At 32.4% G+C, this 12,455-nt stretch carries 13 protein-coding genes; 11 read left to right on the top strand and 2 right to left on the bottom strand.

Features of this window, described 5'->3' with window-relative positions:
* Positions 1-18: 18 nt before the first annotated feature.
* Both ACT53I_RS06820 and ACT53I_RS06825 read left to right on the top strand, forming a co-directional pair.
* Positions 19-1,644 (top strand): alpha-amylase family glycosyl hydrolase, encoded by a 1,626-nt coding sequence (locus ACT53I_RS06820; protein ID WP_476079007.1) that lies wholly within the window; start codon positions 19-21, stop codon positions 1,642-1,644.
* 23 nt (positions 1,645-1,667) lie between these two features.
* Positions 1,668-2,183, top strand: a complete 516-nt coding sequence (locus tag ACT53I_RS06825; protein ID WP_104793447.1) for a TlpA family protein disulfide reductase — start codon at positions 1,668-1,670, stop codon at positions 2,181-2,183.
* Positions 2,184-2,218: 35 nt separating this feature from the next.
* Here ACT53I_RS06825 and ACT53I_RS06830 read toward each other — a convergent pair whose 3' ends face one another.
* Positions 2,219-2,872, bottom strand: coding sequence for a DUF2461 domain-containing protein (locus ACT53I_RS06830; RefSeq protein WP_476079008.1), 654 nt, complete (start codon positions 2,870-2,872; stop codon positions 2,219-2,221).
* Positions 2,873-2,886: 14 nt separating this feature from the next.
* Positions 2,887-3,417 carry a hypothetical protein gene (locus ACT53I_RS06835; RefSeq protein ID WP_476079009.1) on the bottom strand — a complete coding sequence of 177 codons (531 nt, stop codon included), beginning with the start codon at positions 3,415-3,417 and terminating at the stop codon, positions 2,887-2,889.
* A 256-nt stretch (positions 3,418-3,673) separates the two neighbouring features.
* Between ACT53I_RS06835 and ACT53I_RS06840 the strand changes: the two genes are divergently transcribed.
* The 9 genes from ACT53I_RS06840 to ACT53I_RS06880 all read left to right on the top strand — a co-directional run bounded on the left by ACT53I_RS06840 (position 3,674) and on the right by ACT53I_RS06880 (position 12,433).
* The gene (locus ACT53I_RS06840; RefSeq protein ID WP_424305795.1) at positions 3,674-5,380 is read left to right on the top strand and encodes a DEAD/DEAH box helicase; all 1,707 of its coding nucleotides are present in this window, start codon (positions 3,674-3,676) and stop codon (positions 5,378-5,380) included.
* 185 nt (positions 5,381-5,565) lie between these two features.
* Positions 5,566-6,288, top strand: a complete 723-nt coding sequence (locus tag ACT53I_RS06845; protein ID WP_476079010.1) for a DUF2490 domain-containing protein — start codon at positions 5,566-5,568, stop codon at positions 6,286-6,288.
* Between the two features lie 89 nt (positions 6,289-6,377).
* Positions 6,378-7,016: a DUF47 domain-containing protein gene (locus ACT53I_RS06850; protein ID WP_476079011.1), complete on the top strand. Its 639-nt coding sequence runs from the start codon at positions 6,378-6,380 to the stop codon at positions 7,014-7,016.
* A gap of 34 nt (positions 7,017-7,050) precedes the next feature.
* Positions 7,051-8,193, top strand: a complete 1,143-nt coding sequence (locus tag ACT53I_RS06855) for an inorganic phosphate transporter (RefSeq protein ID WP_476079012.1) — start codon at positions 7,051-7,053, stop codon at positions 8,191-8,193.
* 102 nt (positions 8,194-8,295) lie between these two features.
* Entirely contained in the window at positions 8,296-9,267 is a 972-nt protein-coding gene (locus ACT53I_RS06860; protein WP_476079013.1) for a polyprenyl synthetase family protein, read from the top strand.
* A gap of 1 nt (position 9,268) precedes the next feature.
* A complete protein-coding gene (locus ACT53I_RS06865; protein ID WP_476079014.1) occupies positions 9,269-10,219 on the top strand; it encodes a GSCFA domain-containing protein in 951 nt (316 codons plus the stop codon).
* A gap of 50 nt (positions 10,220-10,269) precedes the next feature.
* Positions 10,270-10,968, top strand: coding sequence for an SIMPL domain-containing protein (locus ACT53I_RS06870; protein WP_476079015.1), 699 nt, complete (start codon positions 10,270-10,272; stop codon positions 10,966-10,968).
* Positions 10,969-11,042: 74 nt separating this feature from the next.
* The gene (locus ACT53I_RS06875; protein ID WP_476079016.1) at positions 11,043-11,552 is read left to right on the top strand and encodes an N-acetyltransferase family protein; all 510 of its coding nucleotides are present in this window, start codon (positions 11,043-11,045) and stop codon (positions 11,550-11,552) included.
* Positions 11,553-11,668: 116 nt separating this feature from the next.
* Positions 11,669-12,433 carry a TatD family hydrolase gene (locus tag ACT53I_RS06880; RefSeq protein WP_476079017.1) on the top strand — a complete coding sequence of 255 codons (765 nt, stop codon included), beginning with the start codon at positions 11,669-11,671 and terminating at the stop codon, positions 12,431-12,433.
* The last annotated feature ends 22 nt before the right edge of the window (positions 12,434-12,455 follow it).

The following is a 12,455-nucleotide window of genomic DNA, read 5'->3' on the forward strand; positions in this document are numbered from 1 at the left end:
CAAATAATAAGATTCTTTATGAAAAAAATAGTTTTAGCTTCCGCATTCGCTTTTTTAGCAAGTTGCGCATCACAAAATACCACAACTCCATCATCGTTTGATTGGAAAGGAGCCAATGTATATTTCGCAGTAACTGACAGGTTCAACAATGGAAATCCTGACAACGATGTTAATTTCAATAGAACCGAAAAAGCAGCCGTTTTAAGAGGTTTCGAAGGTGGTGATATAAGAGGTGTTATTCAAAAAATAGACGAAGGTTATTTCAATAAATTAGGAATTAACGCGATTTGGCTTACTCCAATTGTAGAACAAATTCACGGAGCTACAGACGAAGGAACAGGTCTTACTTATGCTTTTCATGGATATTGGACTAAAGATTGGACCGCTCTTGACCCAAACTTTGGAACTGAAGAAGATTTAAAAGAATTGGTAGAAAAAGCGCACCAAAACGGAATAAGAATCGTATTAGACGCCGTGATTAATCACACTGGTCCTGTTACTTATGCAGACCCAGAATATCCTAACAAATGGGTAAGAACAGAACCACAATGTACTTACAATTCTTATGAAATGACCACCGCTTGTACTTTGGTTAAAAATTTACCAGATGTACTTACAGAAAGTGATGAAAATGTAGGACTTCCGCCAATGTTAGAACAAAAATGGCGAAAAGAAGGCCGTTACGAAAAAGAAATGTCTGAACTTAATGTATTTTTCGTGAAAACTGGATTTCCGAGAGCGCCTAAATATTACATTATGAAATGGCTTTCTGATTATATCGTAAAATATGGAATCGATGGTTACAGAATAGACACTCTGAAACACACCAATGAAGACGTTTGGAAAGATTTCAAAAAAGTTTGCGACTTAGCTTTTGCCGAATACAAACTCAATAATCCTAAAAAAATCCTAGACAACTCACCATTCTTCACCATTGGAGAACTTTATGGTTACGGAATTTCTCAGAAAAGATTGTATGATTTTGGAGATAAAAAAGTCAATTATTACCAAAACGGATTGAATTCTTTAATTAATTTCGATTTTAAAGGAGATGCCAATAAATCTTATGAAGAAATCTTCAGCAATTATGATCAAATTTTGCACGCAGACCTTTCTGGAAATACCGTAATGAACTACATTTCTTCTCACGATGATGGCGGACCTTTTGACAAAGAAAGAAAAAGAAATTACGAAGCGGGAACAAAACTTCTACTCGCTCCAGGAATTTCGCAAGTTTATTACGGCGACGAAACCGCTAGAAAATTAATCGTGGAAGGTGCAATTGGCGATGCCAACCTAAGAAGCAATATGAATTGGGACGAGGTGAAAAACAATCCTGAAACCCAAAAAGTATTAACGCACTGGCAAAAACTAGGTCAGTTCCGTAGAAATCACGCAGCAGTAGGCGCTGGAAAACATCAGATGGTTTCTAATTCTCCGTATTGGTTTACCAGAACTTACAAAGACGATAAAGTTTTAGTAGGTTTAGATTTAAATCCTGGCGTAAAAGAAATTTCTGTTGCAGGAATTTTCGAGAACGGAACAAGGTTAAGAGACGCTTATAGCGGAAAAACCGGAAAAGTTACTAACGGAAAAGTTTCCATAGATTCAGAATTTGGCATAGTTTTGTATGAAAAGTTATAATTAAAATTCTGTTTTTAAAAAATATGAAAAAGTTTATCCTATTGTTTGCGCTTCTTATTTTTGGTTGGGGAGTCTCGCAACAAGTTCCAAAAGTTTTGAAAACCAAATTTTCTAAAGAAGCTTTGGCTCAAAAAGTAACCGATATTAATGGTAAAACCATCAGCATTTCTAAAATTTTAGACCAAAATAAAGGAAAAATTGTGGTACTCGATTTATGGGCAAGTTGGTGCAGAGATTGTCTAAAAGCAATGCCAAAAGCTAAGGAATTAGAAGATAAAAATCCGAATGTGAAGTTTATTTTCCTTTCTCTAGACCGAAACGAAGAAGCTTGGAAGAAAGGATTAGAAAAACATGAAATGACTCAAAAAGAAAATTATTGGTTTCATGTAGGATGGAAAAATGATTTTAATAATTACATAGACCTCAACTGGATTCCGAGATACTTAATTGTCAATCAAAAATCTGGAATTGCAAAATATTATGCGATTTCTCCAGAAGATCCAGAAATTCAGAAAACAATAGATGAGTTATCAAAATAAAAAAAAGTCAGAGCTTATAAACTCTGACTTTTTCTTTACATAAAAGGCGTTTGTAAAAAATCATTAAGCGGTTTCATGGCTTTGAAACTTTTAGCGAAATCTTTAACCGCATTTTCGCTGAGCAATTGTTCATCAGATACAGGATGTGTTACGATAAAATGCTTGAGTTTCAAATATTCAGCCATTTTATCGTCTTTTTCAAAACCTTGAGGCACTTTTTTCAACTTATCTTCTACACTTAATCCTCGGAAATAATTTCTAAACTCATCTTGTTCTAAAATCGCTTTAAACTCATCACCAAAAGCAGAAATTTCTTGTCTTATCGTCTTTAAAACCGATGGTTCTGGCTTATAAACACCACCTGCCAAAAAAGATTTTCCGGGTTCTATATGCAAATAATATCCTGAAATTTTATTGCCTTTACCCATTCCTAAACCAGCTCCGAAATTGGTTTTATAAGGTGTTTTATCTTTAGAAAACCTTGTATCTCTATAAATTCTAAAAACAGATTTTTTAGCCTCTAGTTTTTCCATTTCTTCATCAAAATCCGCCATTTCTTCAATTAATTTTTCCACAAAAGAAATCACATCTTGTTGCGCTTCTTGATAAAGCGTTTTATTTTCATTAAACCAATCTCTGTTGTTATTCTTTTCTAAATTTCTAAGAAATTGAAGGGTGGATGATTGCATAATTATATGTATTTTTATTCAGCACTGTTATAATTATCATTTATTTCAAAACTTACAATTTTCAAATTATCAATATTTTTTAGATTTCTATCTTGATAATATGAGTTAAGAATTATATCAGCATATTTCTTTTCTCCTTTCACTACAAACTTAACACTATAATCATTTCCACTCAAATTTCTATTATTGACTGGGAAATCTATACTTTCTATTTTACCAATTTCACTTTCAATTGTTTTATTATTCAAAATAAAGTTTTTAGACTTATTCAAAACTTCTTCATTCAAATTAAATTCGTCATACATTTGATAAAACCCATACAAACATATAATAATATAGAGAAAAGAACTACTTAGAATTTCTCTTTCTTTAATAAAAACTTTAAGTGATGAGAAAAATAAAATCATTAGCAAAATTGGCCAAGCAATGATTTTAGATTCCCAAAAAAAATAAATATCAAACCATCTACAAATATATCCGTAAGCTAAAATTATTAATATTAAATAAATAAAATATTTTTCATATTTATTGAAATTCTCTGTCATATAGTTTTTTTTCAAAATTAATGAATTTCTCAGAAACCTTTCGCTCCTACGGAGCTCAATTTAACAACAAATCATTTTTCTACAAACCTTTTGCTCTTAAAGAGCAAAAATTTTAATTTCTATCAACACTCTTCCTCTTCCATCATCCATCACCCAACATTCAAAGCACATTAAAAAATCCCCAACAAAACCCTATTTTTTTTATTAAAAATAAAATCACTATCTTTGCCGCTTAATTATTATAGACGATCTTTAAATGAATTTATTTACGGAATCCAATTTAAGTCCTGATTTATTGAAGGCAATTGGCGAACTCGGCTACGAACAGCCGACAGAAATCCAGAAACAGACTATTCCTTTTATCCTTTCGGATACTCGCGATCTCATCGCACTTGCGGCAACAGGAACAGGCAAAACAGCAGCATTTTCGCTTCCGATTCTGGATATGATAGACGACGCAAGTCGTAAAATCCAGTTATTAGTGCTTTGCCCTACTCGTGAACTTTGCCTTCAGATTACCAAAGACATTAAAAACTATACAAAGTACCTTCCTAACCTAAAAACTACCGCAGTTTATGGAGGAAGCAGTATTACAGACCAAATTCGTTCACTTCGTGAGAAACCACAGATTATTGTAGGAACTCCAGGACGTGTAATTGATTTAATTGGTAGAAAAGCTTTAGATTTTTCAGAAATCCATTGGCTCGTTTTAGACGAAGCTGATGAAATGCTTTCTATGGGTTTCAAAGATGATTTGGAAACTATTTTAAACGAAACTCCTTCTGAAAAACAAACGTTACTTTTCTCTGCTACGATGAGCAAAGAGGTAGAACGTATTACCAAAAATTATTTGACCAATCCACACAGAATTTCTGTAGGTTCTATTAACGAAGTTAAGAAAAACATTAAGCACGAATATTATGTGGTAGGTTACAGACAAAAGAAAGAAGCTCTAAAAAGATTATTGGATGCTAATCCTAATCAATATTCTATTATTTTCTGTAGAACAAGAATGGAAACTCAGGAAGTTGCAGATTTCTTGATGCAAAATGCTTATGCAGCAGATGCACTTCACGGTGATTTATCTCAAGCACAGAGAGATACGGTAATGAAAAAATTCCGTTTGAAAAACATTGATATTTTGGTTGCAACAGACGTAGCAGCTAGAGGTTTAGATGTAAATTCTCTTACGCACGTTATTCACTACTCGCTTCCAGATGATCCAGAAGTTTTCGTACACAGAAGTGGTAGAACAGGTAGAGCTGGTAAAGATGGTATTTCTATGTCTTTAATTAAACCTGAAGAATCTAGAAAACTAAAACAAATCAAACTTTCTACAAAAATTGAAATTGTAGAGAAGAAAATTCCAACAGGTGAAGAAATCATCAAAGCACAAGTAGAAGGTGTTTTCGAAAAACTGTTTACAGAACACGAAGAACTTTTCACTTTTGACGACAGCCTTATCCCTGATTTATCTGCATTCTCTAAAGAAGAATTGGTTCACCAGTTGCTTCAACTTCAGCTAAGAGATTTAGCACTTTTCTATAAAGATAAACAAGATTTGGCAGACCAAAAATTATCTAATGACAGAGATGACAGAGGCAGCAGAAGAGATCGTGACCGTGATAGAGGAAGAGGAAGAGACAGAGGAGATAGAAGCGAAAGACGTTCGGACAGAGACGGAGGAAGAGAAAGAGGTGGAAAACCAAAACGCAGAAACGAAAACATGACCAGATTTTTCTTTAACCTTGGCAAAAGAGATAATCTAAAGAAAATGGACATGCTAGAAATCATCAATAAAGCTACGGCTAAATCTAAAAAACGTGCAGACATCGGTGATATAGAAATTCTAGAAAAATTCTCATTCTTCGAAGTTGAAAAATCTTTTAAAGACGAAGTTCTAAAAGGTTTACAAACACAGAAATTCAAAGGAAAAGATATGCGCGCCGAAGTGGCCAACTAATTTTTTCTTACATAACATAAAAACGCTACTTTTTCGGTAGCGTTTTTTTATTTTGTGTACATTTGTATAGAGATAAACTTTTTAAAGTTATGGTAAACATTTATTTTATATGTTAATTTAACATTACCGTAACATTAATTTTCTTTATTATGATTAGTTTCGCACCACTCAAAAAAAGCATTCTAATGATACGCAAATTTTGCATTATCTTCATTTTTACTTTTGCTCTTTTCGCAAAATCTCAAACCAATAATTCAGAACATCTTTCTGGTTTTGCTGTAGTTTCACTCAATTACAAACATAGTCCAAAATGGAATGCTTACTTAGAATTACAAGAACGTTCGATAGAAGATTTTAGCAAACCCGATTATTACGAAATCAAAGGAGGAATAGGTTATAATCTTAATAAAAGCAACCAATTTTTCGTAGGTTTAGGAAGATATGCGACCTACAAAGAAAGCAGAATTGCCAATGAAGAATTCAGAATTTGGTTACAACACACTTACTCCATTAATGTAGATAAATTAAAGATTGACAATAGAATACGTCTCGAAAAACGTTTCTTTCATAACGCAATTACAGACGTAAATACCAATGACGAAAGATACAGATTTAGAACTGCATTAACACTACCTCTAAACAGTGATAAAATGGCTCCAAAAACCATTTTTGTGAATGCTTTTGACGAGCTTTTCATTGGTCCAAATGGAGATTTATTTAAGAGAAATAGAATTTTCGGAGGTGTAGGATATGTATTTAATTCAAGCGTTTCTACCAATCTAGGCTATATGTGGCAAAGAGAACTTAATCCTAACCTTAGAAGCTTACATTTCTTGTATTTGTCATTTAATTTTACCTTAGACAGAGCTAAACTCGGGGAACACGAACCTTACAACGTAGCAGATTAAGTTAATGTTAATAAAACTTAACAAAACTATAACCATCGCACCACATTTTTTTCAGAAATTTGCAACAAATTATAATTAAATATAAAACAATGGGAATTGGAAACATTTTCAGAGCATTTCAACCAAAAGACAAAATTTTCTTTGTATTGTTTGAACAAGTAGCAGAAAAATTGATAGACATGTCAAAAGAATTTCACGAAGGAATTACAGATTTTGACATCAATGATGATACTTTGTTAAAAAAAATGAGTGATTACGAGCATCAAATGGATGACCTTACTCACGAAATTTTTGTGCAATTAGGTGAAAACTTCATCACTCCTTTTGACAGAGAAGATATTAATTATCTTGCAGCTGGTTTAGATGACATCGCAGATTATTTATTTGCTTCAGCTAAATACATCTATTTATACAAGAGCCCAGAAGTAAAACAATATTCAGAGCTTTCTTTATTGATTTACAAATCTTGTGTAGAAATTCAAAATGCGATTAAAAACTTAAAAGAGTTTGTTAATCCTAAAGAAGTTAAAGAATCTTGCATCAAAATTAATTCTTACGAAAACATTGCAGATGATGTACTAAGTCAAGGAATTGTAGATGTTTTTGAAAGCAATGACCCTATCAAAATCATTAAAGTAAAATCAGTTTTAGAATATCTAGAAATCGTAACTGATAAAGCGGAAGACGTAGCCAATACTATTGAAAGCATTGTTATTAAATACGCATAAATCTATTTTCATTAACCTTAAAAATTTATAGAGAATGGATTTTCCCATACTATTAATCATCATTATTGCACTTGCATTAATTTTTGATTTTATTAACGGTTTCCACGATGCCGCGAATTCTATTGCAACCATAGTTTCTACTAAAGTACTTTCGCCGTTTCAGGCAGTATTATGGGCTGCACTTTGGAATTTTGTTGCTTTTTTCTTTGCAGCATACGTCATCGGAGAATTTAAAATCGGTAATACCATCGCCAAAACAGTAAATGAAAATTACATTACCTTAGAAGTAATTTTTTCAGGATTGATTGCGGCTATCGCTTGGAATTTATTAACCTGGTGGTTTGGTATTCCCTCATCATCATCACACACACTTATCGGTGGTTTCTTAGGTGCTGCTCTTATGCATGCTTTAGTTTTAGACTATAATGCAGTAGCTCTAGCTCATCCAGATTTTACCATTATTGAAAAATTGAAACTTGCTTTTTCGGAGCTTTTTACACAGAATGTGGTTAAATATGAAAAGGTAATTCCTATCTTTTTATTCATCTTCTTAGCACCAATTATTGGGATGATTGTTTCGGTAATCATTACTTTAATCATTGTGTATTTTTCTAAGAAATCTAATCCTCACAAAGCTGATCAACAGTTTAAAAAATGGCAGTTGTTTTCTTCTGCACTTTTCAGTTTAGGTCACGGATTAAATGACGCGCAAAAAGTAATGGGAATCATAGGTGCTGCTGTTATTTATTACCACGTAAATATGATTGGTGGTACAGATGTATATGCCACTATGGAAAGTGCTGATCGTTTTAATCACTTCACCACAGATTACATTTGGGTACCATTCGTATCATTCTTAGCCATCGGTTTAGGAACAATGAGTGGTGGTTGGAAAATTGTAAAAACCATGGGTACTAGAATTACTAAAGTGACTCCATTAGAAGGTGTAAGTGCTGAAACAGCTGGTGCTATTACCTTATTCCTTACCGATCACCTTGGTATTCCTGTATCTACTACACACACCATTACAGGTTCTATTATTGGTGTAGGACTTACCAAAAGAGTGTCTGCAGTAAGATGGGGAGTTACCATCAGTTTACTTTGGGCATGGGTAATTACTATTCCTATTAGTGCAGTTATTGCAGCATTATGCTATCTTGGTGTAATCGCTTTATAAAAAAATAATATTTTTTAAATAATATAGAAACTACTTGTCTTTACAAGTAGTTTTTCTTTTTTTTAAACCTTAAGAATTGTATTTTTGTAAAAATTAACATGTATGGAATTCATAGACAGATATCAAGAAATAGTTGCCAAAGCAATTGAAAAACACTCCTTCAAAAATAAGCCAATCGAACTTTACGAACCCATGAATTACATCATTTCTCATGGCGGAAAAAGATTAAGACCTATCATGGTACTTATGGCTAATGAACTTTTTGGTGGAGACATAGAAAAAGCAATGAAACCAGCTCTTGCCATAGAGTTTTTCCATAATTTTACACTCATTCATGATGATATTATGGATGAAGCACCACTCAGAAGAGGAAAACCTACCATACATACATTACATGGAATTAATATCGGTATACTTTCCGGGGATGCATTACTGATAAAAGCTTACCAATTTTTTGAAGATTTAGAACCAGAACTTTTCAAAGAATGTATTAAAATTTTCTCTGAAACAGGCGCTGTTCTTTGTGAAGGTCAACAAATGGATGTGAACTTCGAAACGATGGAAAACGTAACCTATGATGATTACATAGAAATGATTACCAACAAAACAGGAGTTCTAAGTGCCGCTTCATTCCAAATTGGAGCACTCATTGCTGGTGCCAAAAAAGAAGATGCAGAACTTCTTTATAATTTCGGAAAACACATTGGTATTGCCTTCCAAATTATGGATGATTATTTAGATGTTTTCGGAAATGTAGAACAATTCGGTAAAAAACACGCCGGAGATATTTATGAAAACAAAAAAACCGTGCTTTATCTCCTTGCGATGGAACATGCCAATGAAGCAGAGAAAAAAGAACTCGATTTCTGGTATTCTAAAAAAACTGAAAATGTAGACAAAATCTACAGCGTAGAGAAAATTTTCAGAAGAAATAAAGTAGACGAAAAAGTGCTTAGACTGATTCAAAAGCACAACGAAATAGGTCACGATTTTTTAAAACAAATTGACGCACCAGAAGAAAAGAAAAAACCTTTCATGGAATTGGCCAATTATTTATTGAGAAGAAACTCTTAAAATGAAATTCAGAACAGAAGTCAATATTCCTATTTCTGAAAAGAAAATCCTTTTAACCGACAGCATTTTTTCTGTCGGTTCTTGCTTTGCTGCAGAAATGTCTCAATTGCTCAAAAACGGACAAATGCAAACACTTTGCAATCCTTTTGGAACGATTTTTAACCCATTTTCGTTGAATATCGCCATCAAAAATCTACACGATTGCAAAAAATATAAAGAAGAAGATTTAATTCTTTATAATCAAGAGTACATTTCTCTAAATCACCACACTTCTTTCAATAGTTTTTATGCACATAAAACCCTAGAAAGAATCAATCAAAACATAGAAACGGGAAATCAATTTCTACAAAAAACCAATTGGGTATTTATCACCTACGGCACTTCATTTATATATGAATTTTTGCCTAAAAATCAATTGGTGGCGAATTGTCATAAAATTCCGCAAAAGTTTTTCAACAAAAGACTTTTAACAGATGAGGAAATGAAAACTTCCATCACAGAAACCATAGAGAATCTAAAAGATATTTGTGAAAATAACGTTCAAATTCTATTTACAGTTTCACCAGTTCGTCACACCAAAGATGGAATGACGGAAAATCAATTGAGTAAATCCAAGTTGATTTGTGTGCTTCATGAAACCCTTTCCCATTTCGAAAACTGTCATTATTTACCGATTTACGAAATCATGATGGACGATTTGCGTGATTACAGATTTTACAAAGAAGACTTAATTCATCCTAATAATCAAGCGATACAATACATTTGGGAAAAATTCGGGAATGCTTATTTTTCAGAAGAAGTAAAAGATTTCATTACTGAAAACTACAAAATAAAAGCAGCTTTAGAACACCGCCCAAATGACGAAAAATCCCCAAAACATTTGGAATTTTTAGAAAAATTAAAAGAAAAAATAGCGCTTCAACAACAGAAAGTGAAGCATAAAATTTTCTAAAACTTCCAACTTAAATAAAAAAATAACCATCTTTAAAATAAATATTTATTATGAAAAATTTATTGTCCATCATCGCTTTATGTATTGTTTCGTTTGTATTTTCTCAAACTAAAAATTTCATAGACCAACCTTATTTAGAAACTTCTGCAGAAGCGGATACTTTAGTAATCCCAGATAGAATTTATCTTAAAATTACTATTTCTGAAAACGACACTAAAAATAAAAAATCTGTTGAAGAACTAGAAAACTCCATGGTTCAAAAACTTAAAAACTTAGGAATCGACACCAATAAACAATTGTTAATGAATAACTTAGCAAGCAATTATAAAAAATATGTTTTGAAAACTAGCGATGTAATGAAAACTAAATCTTATGATTTACTAGTTTTTGATGGATTAACAGCAGGGAAAGTAATTCAAGAACTTGAAAATGAAGACATTTCTAACATTCAACTTCTTAAAACTCAACATTCTCAAGAGGAAAAAATTTTGGCAGACCTTAAAAAAAGAGCAATTATTAAAGCAAAGAAAAATGCCAATAACATCGCCAACGCAATTGGACAAAAGGTTGGTAATGCAATCTTTATTTCTGATTCAAAAATAAATTTAAATCTCAATTCTAATGCTTTTTTAAATACTTCATTTGGATATAACGCTCCAAAACAAAAAGAAGAATTTGAACCTGCTGATTTGAATTTCAGAAAAATAGGATTTTCAGCAAGTTTATCTGCAACTTTTAAATTAGAATAAAAAATCCATAGGAACGGGCTTTAGCCCGTTTTTACAATAGCAAATTTCATTTGGCTTTAGCCAAAACCTAAAATATGAAAATCAGAAAAATCAATATTGATGATTTAGAAGCGCTTAGAAATCTCAGTATTCAAACCTTCAAGGAAACCTTTGAAGAAGTGAATACAGAAGAAGACATGCAAAAATATCTCCTTGAAAATCTGAGCATTGAAAAGCTAAAATCTGAGTTAGAAAATCCAAATTCTGAGTTTTATTTCGCTGAAAACAATGATGAAATTTTGGGTTACTTGAAACTGAATTTCAAAGACGCTCAAACCGAAAAATTAGAAGAAAACCATTTCGAAATTGAAAGAATTTATGTTTTAAAAATATTTTTAGGCCAAAAAATCGGACAAATTCTCTTTGACAAAGCCCTAGAAATCGGGAAAGAAAAAAATTTAGAATATGTTTGGCTTGGCGTTTGGGAAGAAAACCACAGAGCCATTCGTTTTTACGAAAAAAATGGCTTTGAAATCTTCGGAAAACATGATTTCACTCTAGGCGAAGATGTACAGACTGATTTATTGATGAAAATGAAAATATAAATGTAATTTTTGTCATTCTGAATGGAGCAAAGCGAAATGAAGAATCTATTGATAACAGATTCTTCACTCCATTTTATTTCGTTCAGAATGACAAAATACAAATAAATTTGTAAAAAATGATTGACACACATACACACTTATATTCAGAAGAATTTGATGAAGACAGAACAGAAATGATAAAACGTGCCATCAATAAAGGCATTACCGAATTTTATCTACCTGCCATAGATTCAGAATCCCACGAAAAAATGCTTCAATTGGAAGAAAATTTTCCTAATCAGATTTATGCAATGATGGGATTGCATCCTTGTTATGTGAAGCCAGAAACTTGGGAAAAAGAATTAGACATCGTAGAAAATTATTTGAATCAGAGACCATTTCCTGCCATTGGCGAAATCGGAATTGATTTGTACTGGGACAAAACTACGCTTGATATTCAGGTAAAAGCTTTTGAAAAGCAAATTGATTGGGCGATTGAGAGAGATTTACCGATTGTGATTCATACCAGAGAAAGTTTTGATGAAACTTTTGAGGTCTTAGAACGTAAAAAACACCCGAAATTACGAGGAATTTTCCATTGCTTTTCTGGAAATTTAGAACAAGCAAATCGAGCGATAGATTTAGGTTTTGTACTAGGAATTGGTGGCGTTGTTACCTTTAAAAATGGTAAAATCGACCAATTTTTACATGAAATTCCTTTAGAAAAAATTGTTCTGGAAACAGATTCGCCTTATTTGGCGCCAGTTCCGCACCGTGGAAAAAGAAATGAAAGTTCTTACTTGGATTTAGTCGTTGGAAAATTGGTCAATATTTACAACAAAGATTTTGCAGAAATTGATAGAATCACTAACGAAAATGCACATCGTATTTTCGGAAAATAAAAAAGACCGCAATGATATCATT

The organism is Cloacibacterium sp. DMC96, assembly GCF_056313765.1.